This window comes from Streptomyces sp. NPDC086787 (assembly GCF_044745865.1).
GTDB lineage: Bacteria > Actinomycetota > Actinomycetes > Streptomycetales > Streptomycetaceae > Streptomyces.
This window is the reverse complement of sequence record NZ_JBIVBC010000014.1, coordinates 27,792-50,740: the sequence shown is the minus strand read 5'-3', so window position 1 is coordinate 50,740 and position 22,949 is coordinate 27,792. Positions and strand designations below refer to the sequence as shown.

Below are 22,949 nucleotides of genomic sequence, written 5' to 3'. Positions count from 1 at the left end.
GAGTAGACGATCGCACGCCGCGAGCGAGCGCCTATAATGTCTACAAGGAAGTAGTCGATCTGCGCGATCGCAGACGGCTCGCGGGTGGAGGCGGTTCCGTGACGGACACCGAGGGTCAGCGCAGAGCCGCCGGCGAGTTGGAGGCCGGCGTGCTCGCGGCACTGTGGGCGGCCGACGCACCGCAATCGGCGGCCCAGGTCAGAGCGGCCCTGTCCCAGGATCTGGCGCGCACCACAGTGGCGACGCTGCTGGGGCGCCTGTGCGAGAAGGGGCTGGTGGGCCGCCGGCCCGGCAGCCGCGGGTTCGTCTACTTCGCCGCACAGGACTCACACGGGCTGACCGCCCGACGCATGCACCGCGAACTCGACCAGGGCGGAGGCGACCGCAGCCTCGTGCTCGCCCGGTTCGTCGAGGGACTCAGTCCCGACGACGAGGCCGAGCTGCGCCGCCTGCTGAAGGACGACCACGCATGATCGCCCTCCTCCTGATCCCCCTGCTGCTGCCCTGGGCGTTGCCGCCACTGGCACGAGGGACCGCCGAGCGGGTACGCCCGGACATCGCCCTGTGCGCGATCACCGTCGCCGCCGCCGCGCTGGCCCTTGGGGTGGTCGCCTGTCTGGGCACTCTTCTGCTTCCGCTCGCACTGCGCCTGCCCACGCTCGCCGGGATGGCTCACCTGCTCCAACCGCTCGACGCGGGACCGGCCCTGGTCGCCATCGGCGCCTCGGCGCTGGCGGCCGGCGCGCTCGCCGGGACCGTGATCGTCGGGACGCGTGGCGCCGCGGCGGAGGTGGGGCGGCTGCGCGCGGCCCACAGGCAGGTGGCGGGACTGCCGCAGGACGGGGGCATGTGTGTGCTCGACGACGACCGGCCTGACGCGTTCGCGCTCCCGGGTGGCCTGCGGACCGGGGGCCGGATCGTGGTGACCGCGGGGATGCTCCGGGCACTGGACCCACGGGAACGCGAGGCGCTGCTCGGGCACGAGCGCGCGCACCTGACCGCCCGCCACCATCTGTTCCTGGCGGTCGCCCGGCTCGCCGGCTGGTGCCATCCGGCGTTGGCCGGCGTCATCGCGATCGTCTCCTTCGCCGCGGAGCGCGCGGCGGACGAGGCCGCCGCCCTCACGTGCGGAGATCGGCGGCTGACCGCGCGGGCCGTCGGGCGTGCCGCCCTCGCCGTGTCCTCCCGGCCTCCCGGCCGAACCGGGCCGGGCGGGCCGACCCTCGCGGCCGGGGTGACGACCGGCCCCGTGCCTGCGCGGGTCAGAGCCCTGCTCACCCAGGCTCCCGCGCGGCGCATGGCTCCGACCCTGATGGCGATGACCCTGCTGTGCACCGCATCCGGTGTGTCATCCCTCGCCGGCGCCGTCTGGCTGCACCGCGGCGTCGAGATCGCACAGGGCGAGCACCCCTCCGACTGACGAGGCCGTGGTGCCGTCGACTTGGGGCAGCCTCGCGTATGACTCGCACCGGTGCAGGAGCGGCCCGACGCCGGTCGTGGCTGAAGGAACGCGGCGCCGTCGACACCACTCTGGCGCGCATGGGGGACGTGCTCCAGTCCTCCGGGGCGTCGCGCCCGTTCCCGGCGCGGCCGGTCAGACGCCGGGTACGGGAGCGGCGGGTGCGGTGGCGGCTCAAGCGTCCAGGGCTCGGCCGTAGCGGCGAAGGAGGAGGACGGCGGTGGTGGCGAGACCGATCAGCAGCCCGAGCCACAGCCCCCGGGTGTCGCCGCCGAGGGGGTGGGAGAGCAGCCAGGAGGCGGGAAGGCCGACGGCCCCGTAGCCGATGAGGGCGATGCGGAAGCCGCTCCTGGTGTCGTCGAGGCCGCGGAGGAGTCCGGACGCCGATGTTCTGCGCGCAGCCGAAGAACTGCAGGACGGCGACGATGACGAGCAGGCCGGTGGCGATCCGCAGGCCCTGCTGATCGGCCTCGGATCCGGCGTCGAAGTAGGGCCGCAGGACCAGGTGGGGTGCGGCGGGATAGAAGATGCCGACGAGCGTGGTGACGGCGGCTCCACAGGCGAGGGCGGTGTTCTTGATACGGCGGGCGGCGGTGTGGTCGCCGAGGGCGAGTTCGCGGCTGACGTTGATGGAGGCCGCGTGGGAGAGGCCGACAGCGACCTGGAAGACGATGTAGACGAGTTGGTTGACGGCGGTGTGGGCGGCGAGCGCCACGGTGCCGAAGCTGCCGGCGAACAGCGCGGTGACGAAGAAGAAGCCGGCCTCGGATCCGTAGGTGGCCGCGATGGGCGCTCCCAGGCCCAGCAGACGGCGGACGGTGGGGGCGTCGGCGCGCCGGAACGCCAGGCTCAACAGGGGTGCGAGGTCGGTGCCTTGACGCGCGGAGGCGTACAGGGCGAGGAAGGACAGCAGGTATACGCTGCTGGCGGCGACGCCGATGCCGGTGAGGCCGAGCCGGGGCAGGCCGAAAGTCCGCCCAATCTACCGGTCGCGGCAACCGAGCGAACTTCGCATGTCAGGCCGGACTTCTGGGCACGGTCGACCGCCGGTGCTCACACCGTTCGCCTGCCGTCGGCGGCGACGGCCGGGGTCCTCACAGGGCTGCCGCCAGCGGGGCCGTGCGGGTGGAGAGGGCTTCGGAGAACCGGTCGACGACCTGGGCGAGAGCTGCGGCCGGATCCGGGGCGAGGGTCAGTGTGCCGTCACCGCCCACCGCGATGTCCTTGTCCAGCGTGAACCAGCCCTGGACGATGTGCGCGGCTCCCATGGAACTGAGCACCGGGCGCAGGGCGTAGTCGATCGCCAGGACGTGTGCCGTGGTCCCGCCGGTCGCCAGCGGAAGGACCGTCTTCCCGGTCAGACCGTGCTGCGGCAGCAGGTCGAGCAACGCCTTCAGCAGTCCCGAGTAGGCGGCCTTGTACACGGGAGTGCCGATCACGACCCCGTCGGCGCGGTCGAACAGCGCGGTCGCCTCGACGATCGCCGGGTGCAGGAAGTCGGCACCGAGCAGCGCCTCGGCCGGGATCGTGCGGACGTCCAGCGGGATCACCTCGTGCCCCTGGGCCGTGAGCCGGGTGTCCAGGTGGCGCAGCAGGCGGGCGGTGCGGGAGGTGGCGGAGGGACTTCCGGAGACGGACAGGACGGTGGCCATGGCGGACCCTTCGGGAACGGGAGACTTGGGACTGGTGAGGGAAGGAGGAGGGAGGCAGAGGGAGGGCAATCCGTACGGGCCGCGCGTCGCGGGGCGGGTCACGCCCTTGGGGCTTCGCGTACGCCACGGCTTCGCCCGGCAGGTTCCGGCGCTACGGCGACTTGGGACACATGCCGTTCTCGATCGCATGCTTCGCGACCTGCATGGCGGATGACGGACCGTCAAACTGCTCGGCAGTCAGGCACGCGACACGGGCGGTGGCCGAAGCAGGGCCCGACGGGGTGAGCGGGAAGGGGAGGGAGCGGTCAGGCAGTCCGCTGCCGCTTCAGAGGCAACACGCGGCGGACCACACTCGACCGAAGTCGATGTGGTCACGGGTGACCAGGCGCTGCTCGGCGTTCATGCGGTCAGTTGAGCAGTACATCTCGCGACTCGTCAACCGAGGCCCGGATGCCGGACGATCGGCTCGGTCCCGGTATTTCCTAGTGATTTACTGGGGAAGCGTTGACGGCTCCCAGCGGGATACGCAGGATGAAGGACATGTCTCACGCACAGCTACGACTTGGTCGGTGTGCGGCACACAGGAGAGCCCCGGCATCACATCTTGTTGTCGACCTTGAGGAGACCACAGCCATGGGCATTGCCACCGCACCGTCCGGTCCCGCTTCGGAGTCCGAACCGACCGTGCCCGGCCGTTCGCACTGGCTGCGCGTGGCCCGCGAGACGGCGGACGACCTGGCCACGGACGCTGTGGCCCGGGAACAGGCAGGCAAGGTCCCGTTCGACGAACTCAACCGCCTGCGCGAGGCGGCGCTGCTGACGCTTCTTGTGCCGGCCGGGTCCGGGGGAGGCGGCAGCGACTGGCCCACGGCCTACGCGGTGGTCCGGGAGATCGCCAGGGCCGACGGCGCGATCGGCCAACTGCTCGCCTCCCACTACTTCCTGTGTTGGAGCACCGGGTTCCTCACCGAGCCCTCCCGCGCCGCTCGGCTCGAACGGCGGTGTGCGGCGGAGCAGTGGTGCTGGGGCGGTGGTCTGGCCCGTCAGGAGTCCCCACTCACGCTGACCAGGAGGGGCGGCGGCCATGTGCTGGACGGTCGGCAGAGCTGCTCCACCGGGGTTCTGGTCGCCGACCGCCTCGCCGTGCGGGCCGTGCGGGCCGACACCGGGGAACCACTCGCCGTCGTCGTCGATCCCGCCCGGCCCGGCGTGAGGACCGACGGCGACATCGACACCTTCGGCCAGCGGCTCGCGGCCGGCGGGAGCCTGGAGTTCGACTCCGTACCGGTCGCCGACGACGACATACTCGGTTCCCTGTCCGCGGACGAGGACATCCTGTCCCCCCTGGCAGCTCTGGTGTCACCGGTCGGGCGGCTCCTCTCCGCCCAGCTCCGTCTCGGCATGGCCGAGGGGGTACTCGCCGAAGCCAGGGAGTACAGCCGGGTGGGCCACTTCCCCTCGCACCCGGCCAGGCCGGTGGGCTCCGCCCAGGACCCGCAGGTGCTGACCGTCCACGGGGAACTCACGGTCCTCACCCGCTCCGCGTCCGCGCTCGCCGGTCAGGCTCTGGAGGCCGTGCACGGTGGGCTGGCACGCGGTGAGGACCTCACCTACGACGAGTACGTGGACATCGCGATCCTCGTGTCCATGGCCGAAGCGGCCGCCTCCCGGGCCGTACAGGAGTCCACCACCCACGCCCTCGACGTCGTCGGTGCCCATGCGGCTTCCTCGCGGCTGGGGTTCGACCGCTTCTGGCGCAACGCCCGGACGCACACCCTGTACGAGCCCGTGTCCCATCGGCTCCGCGACATCGGGGACTACTTCCTCAACGGCGCACACCCTCCGTTCGTCCTGCCTGCCTGACCACGACGGCCCGACCGGCACGGGCGAATTCACCGTGCCCGTCGTTCGGTCGATTGTGAACGCCATACTTCACGCGTATGTCGAACGACTCAGGATATGAGACGTGAACTGATGCGACATTGACTTGACCTGAATTCGCTGCAAGCCTCGTGGCTGTGAGCAAGTCCGAGAACCTCGCCGCGCGCCTGCACGTCGACCTGCGACGTCAGGCCAGCGCCATCTGTGCCGCCGGTCGCCGCACCCGCTGACAGGCACAGCTCTCCCGCGCTCCCATTGACAGCCGGCCGCTGCGCCGAGTCCCTTTTCTCCGCGGGCTTCGGGCTCCCCACTCCCCGTTTCCCATTCCGGCGCAGTTGATTTCCCGTCATTCCGCTCCCGTCATTCCGCGATTTCCGTGCGCTGATGTGCATCGCCATGCGCCGCACCGTCCCGTCGGCGCCGGCGGACCCGGGATGGCAGTACGCACTCCAGCCGCTCCACCGATCTCGAACAGGAACCTCCCATGGCCACGACGGCATCGACCCGACGTCACTTCCTCTCTCTGCTCGGTCTTTCGGCAGTGGCCGTGAGCTGCGGCACGACCGCGAACGGAGCCTCTTCCGGCAAGGGCGGGACCAAGACCCTCCGGTACCAGGGCTGGGCGGGCCAGGTCACCCTGCCGGAACTCGCCGAGGACCTCGGCCACCTGAACGATGTGAAGCTGAAGTGGGTCGGCAACACCATCAGCGGTCCCCAGGACATCCAGTCCGCGGCCACGGACCAGGTCGACTTCGGTGGCGCGTTCAACGGCGCGGTCGTCAAACTGGCGGCCAACGGGGCCCCCGTCAAGGCGGTCATCAGCTACTACGGCTCCGACAAGTACGCCTACAACGGCTTCTACGTCCGCGAGGACAGCGCGATCCATTCGGCCGAGGACCTGATCGGCAAGAAGGTCGGCATGAACACCCTCGGAGCCCATTCCGAAGCGATGCTCGACATCTATCTGCAGCGCGGCGGTCTGTCGCAGGGGGAGATCGGGAAGGCCGAGCCTCTCGTGGTGCCGCCCGTCAACACCGAGCAGGCGCTGCGTCAGAAGCAGATAGACGTGGCCGTGCTCGGTGGAATCCTGCGCGACAAGGCACTGGCGGCCGGTGGAGTCCGGCCGCTCTTCACCGACTACCAACTGCTCGGCGCGTTCAGCGCCGGCACCTACGTCATGACCGACCGCTTCCTGAAGCAGAACCCCGACACGGCCCGGGTCTTCGTCACCGGCGTCGGAAGAGCCATCGAGTGGGCCCGTTCCACTCCGCGCGAAGAAGTCGTCGCCCGGATGACGGACATCGTGAAGAAGCGCGGCCGCAACGAGGACACCGCACCGCTGAAGTACTGGCGGTCCTTCGGAGTCGCCGAGACGGCCGGCCGGATCAACGACAAGGAACTGCGGCTGTGGATCGACTGGTTGGTCGAGCGCGGCGACATCAAGAAGGGGCAGGTCGAGGCGGCCGACCTCTACACGAACGAGTTCAACGCGGCCGCCTCCTCCGCGACGAGCCAGTCGGCGGGCCCTTCGACCAGCCATTCGCCGACTTCCTCGACGAGTTCCTCGAAGACCTCCTCGACGAGCGGGAGCTGACCCATGCCCGAAACCACCACGCCCAAGATCGCCCTCAAACAGGTGCGCAAGGACTTCGACGTCAAGGGCCGAGCAGCGAGGCGGGACCGGCAGAGCGCCCGGTTCACCGCCCTGGACCGCATCGATCTGGAGATAGCGGCCGGCGAGTTCGTCGTCCTGGTCGGTCCCAGTGGTTGCGGCAAGTCGACGCTGCTGGATCTGCTCGGCGGGCTCGCCCAGCCCACCGACGGGCAGATCCTGTTGGACGGCGAGCCCATCACGGGCCCGGGCCTGGACCGAGGCGTCGTGTTCCAGCAGTACGCGCTGCTTCCGTGGCGCACCGCCCAGGGCAACGTCGAGTTCGGTCTGGAGGCCACCGGCGTCCCCAGGCGTCAACGGGCTTCACGTGCCAGGGAGTTCCTGGACCTGGTCGGCCTGTCCGGTTTCGAGAACCGTCATCCGCATGAGCTGTCGGGCGGCATGCGGCAGCGCGTGGCGATCGCCCGATCCCTCGCCTACGACCCTGACGTGCTCCTGATGGACGAGCCGTTCGCGGCGCTGGACGCCCAGACGCGGGAGTCGCTGCAGGACGAACTGCTGCGTATCTGGCAGCGCACGGGCAAGACCGTCGTCTTCATCACGCACGGCATCGACGAGGCCGTCTACCTGGGACAGCGCGTCGCTGTCATGACGTCGAGGCCGGGCCGCATCAAGCAGATCGTGCCGGTCGCCTTCGACTCCCGTACGGCGACCGACGACCTCCGGTCCAGTCCCGAGTTCGCGCGCCACCGGCACGAGATCTGGTCGCTGCTGCACGACGAGGTGGCCAGGGCCCAGCAGTTGGAGAAGGAGGAGGCTTCCGTATGAGTCCCGTCACCGGCACGGCCACCGACAAGCCCACCGCACCGGGCTCCGTGAGCGCCGTCCAACCCGCCCCGGCCGCTCCCCCCGCCCCGGCCGCTCCCCCCGCCGCGGCCGTCCCGTCCGCCCCGGCCGGTGCTTCGGCGTCGCCGGTCCGCCCGGTCGCCTCCCGGCCGTCCCGGTTCCGCCGGGCGGTCCGCCGGCTGCCGTACCTGCTGGCCAAGGGCGCGATCAAGTCCGCGGCGATCGTGGCACTGCTGCTGCTCTGGGAGACCGCGCCGCGGCTCGGCCTGGTCGACCGGACCTTCCTGCCGCCCTTCAGTGAGGTCGCCGACGCCTGGTGGGGACTGGCGACCGATGGCCAACTCGCCGACAACGCAAGCGCCAGCCTGGTGCGCTCCTTCAGCGGATTCGGTCTCTCCGTGGCCGTCGCCGTCCCGCTCGGCCTGCTGATCGGCTGGTACCGGCCGGTCGCCGACCTCCTCGGACCGCTGCTGGAGGTCTTCCGCAACACCGCGGCCCTGGCCCTGCTGCCGGTGTTCGTGCTGCTGCTGGGCATCGGCGAGACCTCGAAGATCTCCATCGTGGTGTACGCGTGCACCTGGCCGATCCTGCTCAACACCATCAGCGCGGTCCGCAACGTCGACCCGACCCTGCTGAAGCTGGCGAGGTCGATGGATCTGTCCGCGCTCCGGCTCTTCCAGAAGGTGATCCTGCCGTCCTCGGTCCCGGTGATCTTCACCGGCGTCCGGCTGGCCGGGGCGGCGTCCATTCTGGTCCTGGTCGCGGCCGAGATGATCGGCGCCAAGGCGGGCCTCGGCTACCTGATCAACGCCTCGCAGTACAACTTCGCGATCCCGCAGATGTACGCGGGCATCGTCACGATCTCCGTCATCGGCATGGTCTTCAACCAGCTCCTGGTGACCGTGGAGCAGCGGCTCAGCTCCTGGCGGGTGCCCGCCGGCGGCTGAGAGAGCCCTGTTCGTCCCCTGCCCTCCTCCGCCCCGCTCTCCCCCGTTCCTCCCACCCTCTCCCCCAACCTCCACCCTCTCCCCCGACTCCCCGATTCCCCGATCCGAGGTACGCCATGACCACGGCCCCCTTCCGCCGTTTGCATCTCAACGCCTTCCTGATGAACGCCGGCCACCACGACGCCGCCTGGCGACACCCCCGTACCCAGCCCGAACGCGTCACCGATCTGCGCTACTTCCAGCAGCTCGCGCAGACCGCCGAACGCGGCCTGCTGGACTCGGTCTTCCTCGCCGACGGCCTCGCCCTGTGGGGCAAGGTCCGGCACAACGCGCTCGGCGGCTTCGAACCCCTGACGCTGTTGTCGGCCCTGGCGGCGGTCACGGAGCACGTCGGCCTGATCGCCACCGTCTCCACCACCTTCAACGAGCCCTTCCACACCGCCCGCAAGTTCGCTTCCCTGGACCACATCAGCGGTGGCCGGGCGGGGTGGAACATCGTCACCTCCGGCACCGTGAACGAGGCCCGCAACTTCGGGCAGGACGAGCACCTGGAGCACGGGCTCCGCTACGAGCGGGCCAGGGAGTTCGTCGAGGTCGCCACGAAACTGTGGGACAGCTGGGAGGACGACGCGATCCTGCTCGACCGGGAACGCGGCGTCTACGCCGACACCGACAAGGTGCGGGAGATCAACCACCGTGGCGAGCACTTCGGGGTCCAGGGCCCCCTGAACGTACCGCGCACCCCTCAGGGATACCCGCTGCTCGTGCAGGCCGGTTCGTCGGAGGACGGCAAGGAGTTCGCCGCCCAGTACGCCGAGGCCGTGTTCACCGCCCAGCAGACCCTCGCCGACGGCCAGTCCTTCTACAAGGACCTCAAGTCGAGGCTGCCTCGGTACGGCCGCACCGAGGAACAGTTGCTGATCCTTCCCGGCATCGCCCCCGTCATCGGCTCTACCGAGGCCGAAGCCCGTGCACTCGAACAGGAACTGACGGATCTGCAGGTTCCCGAATACGGGCTCGCCCAACTCTCCGGAATGCTCGGTACCGACCTGACCGGACTGCCGCTGGACGGCCCGCTGCCCGACCTGCCCGAAGAGCGGGACATCAACGGCAACAAGAGCCGCTTCACACTCGTCGCCGAACTTGCCCGTCGCGACGGTCTCACCCTGCGCGAGCTGATCGCCCGCCTCGGCGCCGGACGCGGCCACCGCGTCTTCGCCGGCACCCCCGAGCAGATAGCCGACCAGCTCGAGGAGTGGTTCACCCAGGGCGCCGCCGACGGTTTCAACATCATGCCGCCCCATCTTCCGGACGGCCTGGAGGACTTCGTCGACCACGTCGTACCGATCCTCCAGCGACGCGGCCTGTTCCGCACCGAGTACAGCGGCCGCACCCTGCGCGAACACTACGGCCTGGCCCGCCCCGCCAACCGCCTGGCCGCGACGCCCGTCGGCCAGGGCCTGTCGGCGTAGGCGGTCCGCACACCTCACTGGTCACCTCTCGAAAGGACAGTCGCACATGACCACCAGCACCGTCTTCGACATCCGTAGGATCGGCGGCCGTATCGGCGCCGAGATCCTCGGTGTGGACCTCTCCACCGAACTCGACCCGGCAGTCGTGACCGAGATCAACTCCGCGCTCCTGGAGCACAAGGCGCTCGTCTTCCGCGACCAGCGGCTCGACGACGCGGACCAGCTCCGCTTCGCCTCCCACTTCGGCGGGCTCACCACCGCGCACCCCACCGTGCCCTCCGTCGAGGGCCAGTCCGAGATCCTGCCCGTCGATGGCGACGAGGGCATCCGCGCCAACCACTGGCACACGGACGTCACCTTCGTGCGGACACCCCCGAAGGCGTCCACGCTGCGCAGCATCGTGGTCCCTCCCTACGGCGGCAACACCCTCATCGCCAACTCGGCCGCCGCCTACCGTGATCTGCCCGCGCCGTTGCGCGAGCTGGCGGACAAGCTGTGGGCCGTGCACACCAACGACTACGACTACGCCGCCCCGAAGAACGAGAAGGCCGCGGAGCATCGCAGGCGGTTCGTGTCCCGGAAGTACCGGACGGCGCACCCCGTCGTCCGCGTCCACCCCGAGACCGGGGAGCGCGGGCTGTTCATCGGGGGCTTCGCCCAGAGCATCGTCGGCCTCGGCCCCTCCGACTCGCGCGACCTACTCCGTATCTTCCAGTCGTACGTCACCCGGCCCGAGAACATCGTGCGCGTGGCCTGGACGCCGGGTGACCTCGTCCTGTTCGACAACCGCATCACCCAGCACTACGCCCCCGACGACTACGGCGACCTCGCACGTCTGCTGCACCGGGTGACCGTCGCGGGTGACGTGCCCGTCGGTGTCGACGGCACCCTCAGCCGTGTCATCGAGGGTGACGACGCCTCCCACTACACCCCTGCCGTGGCCTGAAACCCCGCGGGCCGTCGGGCGGGACCACCTGCCCCCGCCCGACGGGCCGCCCGGAGCGGCTGTCGAGCCGGACGGTACGGGATACTGGGCTCATGCGGATCTCAGCAAGGGCGGACTACGCGGTGCGTGCCGCGCTGCAGCTCGCCGTGTCGGGGAGTGACGGGCCGCTGAAGGCCGAAGCCATCGCCGCCGCCCAGGACATCCCGCACAAGTTCCTCGAAAGCATTCTGAACGACATGCGCAGAGGCGGTCTCGTCGTCAGCCGGCGCGGCGGCAGTGGCGGCTACCGGCTCGCCAGGCCCGCCGAGTCCATCAGCATCGCCGATGTCATCCGCGTGGTGGACGGGCCGCTGGTCTCGGTGCGCGGGGTCCGCCCACCGGAGCTGTCCTACACCGGTCCGGCCGAGTCGCTGCTCCCCCTGTGGATCGCACTGCGGTCCAACGTGCGCGAGATTCTCGACGGTGTGTCGCTCGCCGACGTCGCATTCGCCCGACTGCCCGCCAAGGTGTCCGCGTTGACCGAGGGCCCGGAGGCCTGGACGAACCCCTGACACGCCCCCGGCATCAGGGTGATGTTCGTGGAACGGTGCAAGAATCGCACGATGACCAGGACCGACCGCGGCAGCAGGACGATGGGCGCTCCGCCGGCAGTCGTCTACCGTGCTCTTCTCGACCGGGAGTCCCTTGAGGCGTGGCTGCCGCCGGACGGCATGCGTGGGCGGATCGAACGGTGGGATCCGCGGCCCGGTGGCGGATTCCGCATGACCCTCACCCACCTCGACCCCACCGGCGGCCCCGGCAAGACGTCGGACGTGACGGACGTGGTCGACATCGAGTTCACCGCACTGGATCCGGCGAAGCGCGTGGTGCAGCACGCGGTGTTCGAGGCCGAAGACCCGTCCTACACGGGCACCATGACGATGACCTGGCATCTCGAAGCCGTCGGGGACGGGACCGAAGTGACCGTCACCGCCACGGACGTGCCGGCCGGCATCGATCAGGCGGTGCACGAGGCCGGGATCGCGTCCTCGCTGGCCCACCTCGCGTCCTATGTGGAGCGGCCCGGCGCGGCGGGACGCATGTGAGGTTCCGGCCGGTCCCGGGTCGGCAGTCGATACCCCGCCGGTTCCGGCCCTCGGCTCGGGCAGGACAATCTCTGAGCATGAACAACCAGTCCCTGTCGGGCCCCTTGAGCGGACTGCTCCGCGCCGCCCGCGCGTACCCGCGCCGTGCACCGCTGACTCTCGCCTATGTCTGCCTGCTCCTGATCAGCCACGCCTGGGTGCGGTACGGGCTCTCCGCGGAGCGCGCGGCCGACGTGCTGCGCTACGTCAGCACCAACCTGGACAACCTGCGGAGCCATCCGGTGGCCGCGCTGCTCGGCAGTGTGCTGTTCTTCGACGGCACGCTCACGGATGTGTCCTCGGTCGACTTCGTCGGGACCCTGATCACTCTGGGCCTCGGGGTCTGCTGCTTCCTGGCCTGGGTGGAGTACCGGTTGGGAAGGCGCCGCGCCGTCGCTGTGTTCCTCGGCGGGCATGTCGCGGCCACCCTGCTCACCGCTGTCGTCATCGTCGTCGCACTGCGGCAGGGCTGGTATCCGGAGGCTGTACGGCACGCCCCGGACTTCGGGATCAGTTACGGCGCCCAGACCGTGCTCGCGGTCGGCACGCTCGCCCTGCCTCGCCGGGGCCGGCTGCCCTGGGCGGCCTTCGTGATCGCATGGCCCTTCGGCGGTGTCATATGGACCGGGCCGCTGCCGGACTTCACCACCCTCGGTCATCTCATCGCGGCAGTAATCGGCTTCGGGCTGCTGGCCGTCCCGGGGTTCGGGCGGTCACGGGAGCGGGTCGCCCGGCCGGTCTCCGCCGCTCGCGAACCGCAGGCGTAACGCCGCAGGCAGGCTCCTCCGCACGGCCGGACTCTCCGAGCGGTGGGTCGGCCGCTACGCCGCGGAAGCCTCCCCGACCCTCTCACCGGCTGCGCGGTCCTTGCCGAGTTCCGCGGTGAACTGCGCGCCGGCGAGGAGCGCGAGGTTGGACAGCCAGAGCCAGACGAGGAAGACCACGGCTCCGGCCAGGGAGCCGTAGAGCCTGCTGTACGTGCCCAGGGTGGAGGTGTACAGGAAGAAGCCCGTGGAGACGGCCAGCCAGAGTGCTGTGGCCAGGATGCCGCCGGGCAGGCTGTGATCGCGTCGGCGTGCCGGAGCCGGGCCGGTGTGGAAGACGACCACGACCAGCAGGATCACCAGGCACAGCAGCAGAGGCCAGCGGAGCAGACTCCAGCCCCAGGCCGCGGTGGCGTCCAGACCCAGCACCCGGCCCGCCGCGTGGGCCAGCGGACCGGTCAGCAGCAGGGCGGAGGAGCCGGCCAGGAGCAGGGTGAGCAGCACGAGGGCGGTGAGCAGGATGCGGTGTGCCTTGCGCCAGGGCGAACGCCGGTCCTCGACCCGGTACATGCTGTGCAGGGCACGGCGGAAGACGGCCAGGTAGCTGGAGGCGGACCACAGTGCGCTGACGGTCCCGGTCACCAACAGCGGCCACGCGCCCCGGTCCGCGCCGAGCACACGGGACAGGACGGAATGCAGATCCGCGGCGGAGTCGGCGGGGGCGTACGCGGTCACCTGGGTGACGAACTCCTCGGCCGTGCCGGGGCTGATCAGCCCGAACGCCAGGACCGCGACCAGCAGGGCGGGAAGCACGGCGAGGATCGCGTAGTACGTCAGTGCGGCCGCGTAGTCCGAGATGTCGTCGTTCCACAGCGAGACCGGTGTGCGCCGCAGCGCCGGCCACCAGACGGCGGGCGGTCGCATCCGGGGGGCACCGCGGGCGGCGCCCCTCCTCGTGTTCTTCACTGCGCGTGGGGCGCATGGTGCGCGCATGCCCGACCACCTCCAACCCGGATCGACTCCCGCTTGCCCGGAATCAGGGCCCGATACTCCCTGGAGGTGGTCGGTCGTGCCGTGGCAGTACGCCCGTCACGTGGTTCACCCCCGCCGCGGCGAGGGTGAACCGGGGGCAACAGACCTACGCGTAGCAGCCGTTGACGGTGGCGGCCAGGTCGTCCATGGCGTCCTTGGTGGCGTTCTGGTCAGCAGTGGCGCCGTTCTCGATGAAGGAGAACACCTTCCACTTGCCGTCCTTGCCCTGGGTCAGGCCGCTCAGCGCGATGGCGCCGGTGAGGGTGCCGGTCTTCGCGTGCACCTTGCCCACGGCGCACTTGGAGTGCTCGCCGTCGAAGCGTCCGTACGCCGGGCTGAGCGTGCCGCCGGCGTCGCCGGAGACGGGCAGGCCCTTGAGGATGGAGCCGAGGGTGGGCGCGTAGCGGGGCTGTGTCAGCAGTTCGAGGATCTGCGCGAGGGTGGCGGCCGGGACGCGGTCGTTGCGGGACAGGCCGCTGCCGTCGTGGAGCACGAAGTTGTCGAGCGAGACTCCGTACACCCCGCTCAGGACGTGCCGCAGGACCTCGGTGCCGCCCTCGAAGGTGGCCGGGCGGCCGGCGCCCAGGGCGGTCATCCGCAGCAGGGTCTCGGCGATGTTGTTGTCACTGTGCTGGAGCATCGTCTGGACGATGGCCGACAGCGGCCCCGACTTGTGCCGGGCCACCGGCACGTCCTTCGGGCTCGCTACGGCACGGGTGACGTCGCCGGTGACCTTGACGCCCTGCGCGGCGAGTTGCTTCGCGAAGACCTGTCCGGCGTCGATGGAGGTGTCCTGGACGCCGTGCTGGTCGACGACCAGCGCGCGGACCGGGGCGACGGTGTCGGGGTAGTAGCCGTCGTTCCAGCCGTCGGCCAGGGTCGGCTCGGGGAACAGGCTGTCGTCGACGTGGACCTTCACGGTGGTCAGACCCGCGGCCTTGAGTCCGGCGACCGCGGTCTTCGCCAACTCGGCGAGGTCGGCGCTGGTCAGGGTGCGGTCACCGCCGCCGATGAGGGTCAGCGTGCCGTGGCCGTAGACGACCTTCGTGGTGAACCGGTGGTCCGGGCCGAGCACGGTCAGGGCGGCGGTCGACGTGGCCAGCTTGGCGTTGGAGGCCGGCATCAGCGCGGTGGAGGCGTTGTGGCCCCAGATCGTGGCGTCCGAGCCCGCGTCGAGGACCACGCCGCTCACGTTCGAGCCGAGCCGCTGGTCGAGTACGCGGGTCTCCAGGTTCGCGGCCATCTTCTGGTCGTCGGCGTCCAGGCCGTCGGCCTTGGCCGTCTTCGCGACAGCGTTGTCCGCGGCGAAGGCGGACGTGCCCGCCAGCGCGGCGGTGGTCATGGGTGCCGCGATGGCGAGGACGAGAGCCCGGCGCAGGCCGGTTCCCGTGCCCTGCTGTCTGGCCTTGCGATGCCGACGCCGACCACCCGGAAGGAAGGTGTTCTCGGATGTCTCGACAGCTATTTCGTTCATGGGGAGTTCAGGGCTTTCAGGCGTGGGGGGTCTGAATGAGACAAAATCAAGCGCAATGTATCAGCCCTCCCACATGAAATCGGCCAGAGATCATCGGCTTTGTCCAAGCGGGCAGCCGATGGGGAACCGACGGGCAACGGGCGGGCCCGAACGGGCAATCGTCCTGGTTCGCGGACGCCCGCACGGACCACTTTCCCGGTGCCGCGGCCTCAGCCGGTCAGCAGCACACCCACGTAGGACACGGCGGCGATCAGGATCCAGGCACCCAGTCCGAGCGCGGCCACCTTGCCTCCGGTCCTGGTCAACGACGGCAGGTGCACGGCGCTGCCCAGGCCGAACAGGGCCGTCGCGAGCAGGAGTTCCTGCACGACACCGGCCGCCCCCAGCAGGGAGTCGGGCAGCACGCCCGTCGTGCGCAGCGTCACCGCGGCCAGGAAGCCCACGAGGAACAGCGGCACCAGCGGCGGGCGGCTCGCTCCCGGAGCGGTGTTGCCACGGCGGCGGGCGGTGATCGCCATGGCGGCGACCAGCGGGGCCAGCAGTGCCACCCGCATGAGTTTCACCAGCACGGCCTCACCAAGTGCCGGGCCGCCGGCGGTCTGGGCGGTGGCCACCACCTGGCCGACGTCGTGGACGCTCGCCCCCACCCAGCGGCCGAATTCGGCGTCCGCCAGGCCGAGCGGCCCCTGGAGCAGGGGCAGTACGGCGATGGCGAGCGTTCCGCAGAGTGTCACGACGGCCACCGAGGTGACGACGTCGTCCTCCTCGCTGTCCTGCACCGCGCTCACCGCGCCGATCGCCGAGGCGCCGCAGATGGCGTAGCCGGTGGCGATCAACAACGGCTGGCCGCCGGGCAGTCCGAGCCGACGGCCCAGCCACCAGGTGCCCAGGAAGGTCGCGGCCACCACCGCGACGACCATGACGACCGTCGCCCAGCCCATACCCAGGACGTCCGCCATGCTCAGCTTCAGGCCGAGCAGCACGATTCCGGCCCTCATGAGTCGCTTTGCCGCCAGCCCAAGCCCGGGACGACAGACTCCCCGGACCCGTGTGCGCAGCCATGGGGTGTGCGCCGCGGCCACACCCAGAACGACGGCCGCGGTCAGCATCGGCACATCGGGCACGGCCCGGTGCGTCAGCCACGCGATGCCCACGCCCGCCGCGGCCAGCGCGAGTCCGGGCCCGGCGCCCGTTCCAACGGCACCGATCGCCCCGGCGATCCGGCGGCGCCCCGGCACTCCGCTCGCGCGGACGCCGGTCGCGCGCGGCCCGCTCGTACGTGATCCGGCGAGTGCCATTACCGGTTGGCCGGAAGCTGGTAGACGCGCCGGACACTGCTGCCGAGGCGGGAGACGTCCGCGCCGTAGACATGGATGGACAGCGCCGTGTCCGTACCGCCGTTGCGCACGAGGTGGATGTCGCCGGGCGGGGCGAACGCGGCGACCGCGCCGACCGGGTTCACCACGTCCTGGGTGGCGACCAGCCTGGCCGCGCTGCCGTCCGGAACCAGCGCGTAGCGTCGTTCATGCTCCTCGCCCTGGTGAACGCCCGTCACACACCAGGACACATGGTCGTGGATCGGGGTGACCTGTCCGGGCAGCCAGACCAGGGCCACGACCGAGAAGCTCCCGTCCGGCTCCGCGTGCAGCAGGTGCTGGCGGTAGCAGTCGGGGTCGCCCTCGCAGTGCTCGGGGGTGAGGAGGTCGAGGGTGCCGAGGTGCGGGCCGAGCCGGTCCGCCACGAGGTCCGCGGTGGGGCCCGGTGGCAGCCCCCGGTTCACGGTCGCGCGGATCTCGGTCACCAGGGCCCGCAGCCGGGCCGTGGTGCGGGGCGCGGTGGTCGTTGCCGTGTTCGGAGGGGTCATGCACGCAGCGTCCGTGGCCGGAAGGCCACACGTCCAAGGACGATTGTTTTGCGGGGCCCCAACGTCCGCTTATGGGAAGGACGGTGCCGGGCCGGCCGACGGGCCGCTCGGCCCGGTTCTCAGCAGCCGGACTTCGACGCGGCGACCTCGCTGAGCCGGTCGAGCACCAGGGCCGTCGCGGGGATGCGCAGGTGGTCACGGAGAGCGTACGCGTAGATCCGGCGGCGGGTGTGGGGTTCCACGATCCGGCCGGTGACATTCTTGTGGCAGAGGAACGACAGCACCAGAGCGGGCACCATGGCGATGCCCACGCCGGCCGCGACGAGGCTCTGCATCACCAGGTTGTCGTCGGTGGTGCAGGCGATGTCGGGGGTGAAGCCTTCTTCCGCGCAGGCGTGCAGGAAGTTCGTGCGGCAGCGCACACAACCCGCGATCCATCGTTCGTGCGCGAGATCCGCCAGCCGCACCCCTCGACGCCTGGCCAGCGGATGCCCCGTGGGGAGCAGCACGGTCAGTGGATCCTCCATGAGCGGGATCTCCTCCAGCTCTTCGGGGACCTCCGTGTGCTGCCCCGGATAACTGAAGGCGAGGGTGATGTCACAGTTGCCCCGCGCCACGAGCTGCAAGGACTCGGGCGGCTCGCTCTCCAGCAACTCGACCCTGATACCGGGGTGTTCGGCGGCGACCCGGGCCATCGCCTTGGGCAGCAGGGTGGCCCCGGCGCTCGGGAAGGCACAGACCCGCACCCGTCCGGACCGCAGTCTGGAGATGGCGTCTATCTGTTCCTGGGCGGCGGTGAGGCTGTCCAGGATGGAGGCCGAGTGCCGTCGCAGCGCCTCACCCGCCTCGGTGAGCCGGATCCCCCTGCCGACACGAGTGAACAGCGGGGTTCCGACGTCCCGTTCCAGGGCTTTCATCTGCTGGCTGACAGCAGGCTGGGTGTAGCCCAGTGAGCGGGCGGCGGCTGAGAACGAACCTGTCCTCACCACCTCGTAGAAGGTCTTGACGTACCGGGAGTCGAACACAGTGGTGAAGCATAAGCAGAAATTGGGATGAACGGAGGAAGCCGCTCCATTGCTTTCACCTCGGCGAGGACGGCCCGGCCGGCGTGGGCCAACCGCTCCTCGTGAGGCGACCCTTGACGGTCCGGACCCGGAGTCGTCGGGGTGGCCGGGTGTGGGCTGACCGCATGACAGTCCCATGCAGGCCGGAACGGCGGCTTTGATGGCGGTATGCCGCACCTGGGTTCGATGTTGACGACCGTGGCGTGCACGACGGCCTCCTCAGCCGGTCACCAACCGCGTGGGCCGGGACGGAACTCACGCCCCGCCCTGCCGGCGTCAATCCGGCCTGCCGAGCCATTGGGTGACGACGGCTTCGATGAAGTGGTCGGTGACTTCGTACCCCTCGACGAGGAGGCGGAAGAGCACGGGTGAGGTCAGCAGCGAGTACTCGTCGGCGGTGATCTGCCGACCGGAGGGTTCCAGCAGGGTGTTGAAGGCCGCGTGCCGGTTCTCGACGATCCGCGTGAGCGCCTGTGCGCTGTCGGGGTCGTGGTCGGTCTGCGCGATGACGGCGTGGACGGCGGCGCGGGTGCGCCGGTCGCCGAGGCCCGCGCGCAGGCTGACGAGCCATTCCGTGGCGACCGTGCGCACGTCGTCGCCGGGCTCGGGGTAGCCCACGTCGGGGCCTTCCAGCAGCAGGTCCGACAGCAGGTTCGCCCGGGTGGGCCAGTGCCGGTAGAGGGTCTGCCGGGTGACGTCGGCGCGTTCGGCGAGCACGGCGTAGGTCAGCCCGGCGGGGCCGAGCTCGGGCAGAAGATCACGGGCGACCGCCAGCACCCGGGCGCGGGTGCGCTGAACCCGTGGGTTGCTCATGGTCGGGCGGCGCCGGTGGTTCGACATGCGGTGATCATACGCGCGCACCTGAAGAATCATACGTGGCGTATGATATACAGGACCTGTAATCATACGCTCTGCATGATTCAGGTGGCGGGCATCTGCCCCTGCCCCGGCAGCAGCCCAAAGAGAGGAATCAACGACATGAAGCGACTGCAGTACCGGCGTCGCGGCGGGCCGGAAGTGCTCGAATGGGCCGAGGCCGACGAGCCGACGCCGGGGCCGAAGGAGATCGTCGTCGAGGTCAGGGCCGCGTCGGTCAACCCGACCGACATCAAGATGCGCACCGGCGAGCTGGGCGTGGCCAACATGTTCGAGCCCTCCCCGAGGGGCATGGGACTCGACTTCGCCGGCGTGGTGCGCTCCCTCGGCCCGGGTGTCTCGACGGTCGCACCCGGCGATGCGGTGATGGGCCTGTCCGCACCGCGCTTCCGGGGCTTCGCGGATCTCGTCAAGATCAAGGCGGACCAGGTCCGCCGCATCCCCGACGGCCTGGACTTCGCCGAGGCGAGCACCCTGCCGATGGGTGCTGCCACGGGCGCGAAGGTGGCCGCCAAGTATCTGACACCACGCCGTGGTCGGCAGGACCACCGCGTCGCGGTCCTCGGCGCCGGCGGCGGAATCGGGCTCTACGCAGTCCAGTTCGCCCGCGACGCGGGCTCACTCGTGACGGCCGTCGCCGGCGGGGGCGCGGCCGACGCGCTCCAGTCGTTCGGTCTGGAAGAGGTCCTCGACTACCGGACACAGTCCCTGGCCGCGCGCCGCGGGCGCTACGACACCATCATCGACCTGTCGGACCGGTACATGTACGGCGACGTCGAGGCCGTGCTCGCCCCGGACGGCTGCTTCCGCACGATGACACCGAGTCTGCGACATCTGTGGACCCTCACGACGAATCGGCGGGCCAAGCCGGCGTTCGCGATAGCCGACACCGACGGCCTCGACCGGGCCGTCGAGGCCGTCCGCGGGAAGCGGCTGGTCACCAACGTCGGCGCGACCTTCCCGATGGAGGAGGCCATCGAAGTGCTGCGTGACTACGAGGAGGGGCGCCTCAAGGCGGTCGGCAAGGTCGTCCTCACCCGTTCCTGAATCGCCCGTCCCGGAGCCGCCCGGGCCACACGCCGTCCGCCGGAGCCCGGGCCGTGAGCGAGCCTCAGCCGGTGGCCCCCAGCAGGGCGGCCCACTCCTCGACGGCCGGTCGCTCGGCCAGGTCCCTGGCGGACACGTCGATGCCGTGGGCACTGCGCCGGCGGCCGACCAGGGCCATCAGCCGGACGGAGTCCAGGCCGTAGTCGACGAGGTTCTCGTCGTCGAGGATGTCCTGGACGGGCTGGGTCGGCTGCACGCACCGGACGGAGGGCGGGTCCTGACCGGCCGCGGCCACGACCCAACGGGAACGCCGGACCCGCCCCGTCGACCGGTGGGAGGACGGCGGCCCGCGACGGGCCGGGGACAACCTGTCTCGAATGCCTGTGCTAGAAAACCGCGTCATGAAGACCGAGCCGATCACCACGTCCACTCCCCGTCCCGTACGTCGGGCCACGCTGGTCCAGGGGTGGCACGAACTGTCCTTCCTGCACTGGCCGGTGGACCCGGAGCAGGTGGCGCCGCTGCTTCCGGCCGGCACCCGCCCCGACACCCTCGACGGGGTGACCTACGTCGGCCTGGTCCCGTTCCTGATGCGCGGCGTCGGCCTGGGACCCGGACCGGGTCTGCCGTATCTGGGCACGTTCTGCGAGACGAACGTGCGTCTCTACTCGGTGGACGGGCAGGGCCGGCGCGGCGTCGTGTTCCGGTCCCTGGACGCGGCCCGGCTGATACCGGCGCTGGTCGGCCGGCTCGGCGTGCGACTGCCGTATCTGTGGTCGGCTATGCGGCTTCGGCGCGAGGAGGACACGATCACCTACACCTGCCGTCGGCGGGGCCCGGCGAACCGGGCCGCGGCGAGCCGGGCCGTCGTGCGGATCGGAGAGCCGATCGCCGAACCGACCCCGCTGGAGCAGTTTCTGACCGCTCGCTGGGGTCTGCATGTGTCGTGGCACGGCCGTACGGCGCACTTGCCCAACGAGCACGCGCCGTGGCCGCTGCACCGCGCCCAGCTGCTGCATCTGGACGACGACCTGGTCACGGCCGCCGGGCTGCCACCCATGACGGACCCGCCGGTCAGCGTGCTCTACTCCCCCGGTGTCTCGGTCCGCTTTGGAGCGCCGACCGTGCTCCCAGCGCTCATGGACTCCGCCTCAAGTCGGTGAAGTCGGGCGTGCCGCCCGGCAACCGAACACCGCCCGTTGCCATCCTCCACTTCAGCGGCACCGGGCGACCGTGACACGAGGTCCCGCACGCCGCACCAGTCCCGAGCACCTTCCGGAAGGCGGAACCCAAGTGACCTCGACCAGGCGGCTCCTCACCCTCTCGGTGGCCACAGCCCTGGGCCTGACCGGGCTCGCCGCCCCGGTGACCGCCACGGCGGCCCCGAAAGGCACATCGGCACTGACATGGGGCGCCTGTCCGGCCGGGTCACAGGCGCCGCGTGGCACCTACTGCAGCACGATCAAGGTTCCGCTGGACTATGCGAAGCCGACCGGCCCTCAGATCACCCTCACCTTGTCGCAGGTGGGTGACCGGGACGCCGAACGGACCCTGGTGGTCAACCCGGGCGGCCCCGGGCAGTCGGGCGTCGAGGCCGCGCAGCCGGTCTGGGCCTCGATGTCTCCCGAGGTCGCCGCGAAGTACAACGTTGTCAGCTTCGATCCCCGGGGAGTCGGCGCGAGTTCCCCGGTCTCCTGCGGCGACGCCAACAAGCTCGTCAAACACCCGGCTCCGGACTACACACCCGCCGACGCCCACGCCGAGCAGGCCCGGGCATCGATCGCCCGGGGCATCGCTGAGCGGTGCGCCACGGCTTCCGGCGCCCTGCTCGACTCCGTCTCCACCGCGAACGCCGCCCGCGACATGGACCGCGTCCGCGAAGCGCTCGGCCAGTCCAAGCTGGACTACCTGGGCTACTCCTACGGCAGCAGGCTGGGAGCGACCTACGCCACGCTGTTCCCCTCCCGCACCGGCCGGATGATCCTCGACGGCGTGATGGACCCGGCCGTCGGCGACTACGCCGCCACCTACGAGCAGAACCCGGCACTCGAACAGCGCACCCGTCAGTTCTTCGCCTGGGCCGCTCTCAACGACCGCACCTACCACCTGGGCAGCACCGAGGCCAAGGTGTCGGCGACCTGGACGGCGGTCCGGGCCAAGTTGCGCACCGCCCCCGCGAGCGGACAGGCGGGCGCGACGGAACTCGACGACCTGCTGGCCTCGGCCCTCTACACCGACCTGTCCTGGCCGGACCTGGCGAGTACGGTCGCCGACTACCGCAAGGGCGACCCCTCCTCCCTGGTCGGCGCCTCCAAGCAGCTGGCGGCCGGCGCCGTCGACCCCGCCCGGCTCGCCTACAACTGCGTGGACGACGCCTGGCCGCGGAACTGGCAGACCTGGCACGACGACACCACCGCCGCGGCGAAGAAGGCACCGCTGTTCGCCTGGATGAACACCTGGATCAACGCGCCCTGCGCCTTCTGGAAGGCACCCACGGCCCCGCCGGTGAAGATCGGATCGGTGAAGGTCCCACCGGTCCTGCTGCTCCAGTCGCACGACGACCCGGCGACGCCGCTCGTCGGCGCACAGCGGATGCACCAGGCGCTGTCCGGCTCCCGTCTGGTCGTCGCGGCCGGCGGCAACCACGGCCAGTACCTGTTCGACACAAACGCCTGCATGGACGCCTACGGCGACCACTACCTGCTGACCGGGCAGCTCCCCACGGCCGACGCGACCTGCAAGGCAAGTCCCCCGCCCACCCCCTGACGACACGTCACCGGTGATCGCCGGCTCCCGACCCGCGGTGGGGGCCCCCCCGGGGGGGGGCCCCCCCCCGGGGGGGGGGCGGGCGCCCGCCCGCCGCCCCACGGGGGAGGGCGGGGCCAGGAA

23 protein-coding genes and 1 pseudogene are annotated in these 22,949 nt (G+C 70.7%); 15 read left to right on the top strand and 9 right to left on the bottom strand.

What is annotated here, in order from left to right; translation table 11 throughout:
- The first annotated feature begins 98 nt into the window (after positions 1-98).
- On the top strand, positions 99-473 hold the full coding sequence (locus tag ACIPK3_RS26955; RefSeq protein WP_402573690.1) for a BlaI/MecI/CopY family transcriptional regulator: 375 nt from the start codon (positions 99-101) through the stop codon (positions 471-473).
- A complete protein-coding gene (locus ACIPK3_RS26950) occupies positions 470-1,420 on the top strand; it encodes a M48 family metalloprotease (protein ID WP_402573688.1) in 951 nt (316 codons plus the stop codon). The genes ACIPK3_RS26955 and ACIPK3_RS26950 overlap by 4 nt, the downstream gene beginning before the upstream one ends.
- 213 nt (positions 1,421-1,633) lie before the next feature.
- Here ACIPK3_RS26950 and ACIPK3_RS26945 read toward each other — a convergent pair.
- Both ACIPK3_RS26945 and ssuE read right to left on the bottom strand, forming a co-directional pair.
- Positions 1,634-2,432 (bottom strand): annotated as a pseudogene (locus tag ACIPK3_RS26945) (MATE family efflux transporter); the annotation flags it as partial.
- 121 nt (positions 2,433-2,553) lie between these two features.
- A complete protein-coding gene (gene ssuE / locus ACIPK3_RS26940; protein WP_402573686.1) occupies positions 2,554-3,111 on the bottom strand; it encodes an NADPH-dependent FMN reductase in 558 nt (185 codons plus the stop codon).
- A 633-nt stretch (positions 3,112-3,744) separates the two neighbouring features.
- Here ssuE and ACIPK3_RS26935 point away from each other — a divergent pair.
- From ACIPK3_RS26935 to ACIPK3_RS26890, 10 genes are all read left to right on the top strand, one after another.
- Positions 3,745-4,974, top strand: coding sequence for an acyl-CoA dehydrogenase family protein (locus ACIPK3_RS26935; protein WP_402573684.1), 1,230 nt, complete (start codon positions 3,745-3,747; stop codon positions 4,972-4,974).
- 155 nt (positions 4,975-5,129) lie between these two features.
- Positions 5,130-5,222, top strand: a complete 93-nt coding sequence (locus ACIPK3_RS26930; protein WP_402573682.1) for a putative leader peptide — start codon at positions 5,130-5,132, stop codon at positions 5,220-5,222.
- A 254-nt stretch (positions 5,223-5,476) separates the two neighbouring features.
- Positions 5,477-6,586: an ABC transporter substrate-binding protein gene (locus ACIPK3_RS26925; RefSeq protein WP_402573680.1), complete on the top strand. Its 1,110-nt coding sequence runs from the start codon at positions 5,477-5,479 to the stop codon at positions 6,584-6,586.
- Between the two features lie 3 nt (positions 6,587-6,589).
- Positions 6,590-7,432 (top strand): ABC transporter ATP-binding protein, encoded by an 843-nt coding sequence (locus ACIPK3_RS26920; protein ID WP_402573679.1) that lies wholly within the window; start codon positions 6,590-6,592, stop codon positions 7,430-7,432.
- Complete coding sequence (locus ACIPK3_RS26915; RefSeq protein WP_402573677.1) at positions 7,429-8,397, top strand: ABC transporter permease; 969 nt, start codon at positions 7,429-7,431, stop codon at positions 8,395-8,397. The genes ACIPK3_RS26920 and ACIPK3_RS26915 overlap by 4 nt, the downstream gene beginning before the upstream one ends.
- 116 nt (positions 8,398-8,513) lie before the next feature.
- Positions 8,514-9,869, top strand: a complete 1,356-nt coding sequence (locus ACIPK3_RS26910; protein ID WP_402573675.1) for an LLM class flavin-dependent oxidoreductase — start codon at positions 8,514-8,516, stop codon at positions 9,867-9,869.
- Positions 9,870-9,915: 46 nt separating this feature from the next.
- Positions 9,916-10,815: a TauD/TfdA dioxygenase family protein gene (locus ACIPK3_RS26905; protein ID WP_402573673.1), complete on the top strand. Its 900-nt coding sequence runs from the start codon at positions 9,916-9,918 to the stop codon at positions 10,813-10,815.
- Positions 10,816-10,907: 92 nt separating this feature from the next.
- Positions 10,908-11,366 (top strand): RrF2 family transcriptional regulator, encoded by a 459-nt coding sequence (locus ACIPK3_RS26900; RefSeq protein WP_402573671.1) that lies wholly within the window; start codon positions 10,908-10,910, stop codon positions 11,364-11,366.
- Between the two features lie 51 nt (positions 11,367-11,417).
- Complete coding sequence (locus tag ACIPK3_RS26895) at positions 11,418-11,900, top strand: SRPBCC family protein (RefSeq protein WP_402573669.1); 483 nt, start codon at positions 11,418-11,420, stop codon at positions 11,898-11,900.
- 77 nt (positions 11,901-11,977) lie between these two features.
- On the top strand, positions 11,978-12,706 hold the full coding sequence (locus ACIPK3_RS26890) for a rhomboid-like protein (RefSeq protein ID WP_402573667.1): 729 nt from the start codon (positions 11,978-11,980) through the stop codon (positions 12,704-12,706).
- Positions 12,707-12,760: 54 nt separating this feature from the next.
- On the opposite strand, the gene ACIPK3_RS26885 is transcribed toward ACIPK3_RS26890, so the two are convergent.
- From ACIPK3_RS26885 to ACIPK3_RS26860, 6 genes are all read right to left on the bottom strand, one after another.
- Positions 12,761-13,627, bottom strand: coding sequence for a YihY/virulence factor BrkB family protein (locus tag ACIPK3_RS26885; RefSeq protein ID WP_402573666.1), 867 nt, complete (start codon positions 13,625-13,627; stop codon positions 12,761-12,763).
- A 214-nt stretch (positions 13,628-13,841) separates the two neighbouring features.
- Positions 13,842-15,209: a D-alanyl-D-alanine carboxypeptidase/D-alanyl-D-alanine-endopeptidase gene (gene dacB / locus ACIPK3_RS26880; RefSeq protein ID WP_402573664.1), complete on the bottom strand. Its 1,368-nt coding sequence runs from the start codon at positions 15,207-15,209 to the stop codon at positions 13,842-13,844.
- 209 nt (positions 15,210-15,418) lie between these two features.
- Positions 15,419-16,507: a YeiH family protein gene (locus ACIPK3_RS26875; protein ID WP_402573662.1), complete on the bottom strand. Its 1,089-nt coding sequence runs from the start codon at positions 16,505-16,507 to the stop codon at positions 15,419-15,421.
- The gene (locus ACIPK3_RS26870) at positions 16,507-17,073 is read right to left on the bottom strand and encodes a cysteine dioxygenase (protein ID WP_402573660.1); all 567 of its coding nucleotides are present in this window, start codon (positions 17,071-17,073) and stop codon (positions 16,507-16,509) included. Before ACIPK3_RS26870 ends, ACIPK3_RS26875 begins: the two co-directional genes overlap by 1 nt.
- Positions 17,074-17,192: 119 nt before the next feature.
- Positions 17,193-18,098 (bottom strand): LysR family transcriptional regulator, encoded by a 906-nt coding sequence (locus ACIPK3_RS26865; RefSeq protein ID WP_402573658.1) that lies wholly within the window; start codon positions 18,096-18,098, stop codon positions 17,193-17,195.
- A gap of 315 nt (positions 18,099-18,413) precedes the next feature.
- A complete protein-coding gene (locus ACIPK3_RS26860) occupies positions 18,414-18,977 on the bottom strand; it encodes a TetR/AcrR family transcriptional regulator (protein ID WP_402573656.1) in 564 nt (187 codons plus the stop codon).
- A 138-nt stretch (positions 18,978-19,115) separates the two neighbouring features.
- Between ACIPK3_RS26860 and ACIPK3_RS26855 the strand changes: the two genes are divergently transcribed.
- Entirely contained in the window at positions 19,116-20,060 is a 945-nt protein-coding gene (locus tag ACIPK3_RS26855) for an NADP-dependent oxidoreductase (protein ID WP_402573654.1), read from the top strand.
- A 64-nt stretch (positions 20,061-20,124) separates the two neighbouring features.
- On the opposite strand, the gene ACIPK3_RS26850 is transcribed toward ACIPK3_RS26855, so the two are convergent.
- Positions 20,125-20,316 carry a phosphopantetheine-binding protein gene (locus ACIPK3_RS26850; protein WP_402573652.1) on the bottom strand — a complete coding sequence of 64 codons (192 nt, stop codon included), beginning with the start codon at positions 20,314-20,316 and terminating at the stop codon, positions 20,125-20,127.
- Positions 20,317-20,461: 145 nt separating this feature from the next.
- On the opposite strand from ACIPK3_RS26850, the gene ACIPK3_RS26845 reads away from it, so the two are divergent.
- Complete coding sequence (locus tag ACIPK3_RS26845) at positions 20,462-21,223, top strand: YqjF family protein (protein ID WP_402573650.1); 762 nt, start codon at positions 20,462-20,464, stop codon at positions 21,221-21,223.
- Between the two features lie 130 nt (positions 21,224-21,353).
- Positions 21,354-22,826 carry an alpha/beta hydrolase gene (locus ACIPK3_RS26840; RefSeq protein WP_402573648.1) on the top strand — a complete coding sequence of 491 codons (1,473 nt, stop codon included), beginning with the start codon at positions 21,354-21,356 and terminating at the stop codon, positions 22,824-22,826.
- The last annotated feature ends 123 nt before the right edge of the window (positions 22,827-22,949 follow it).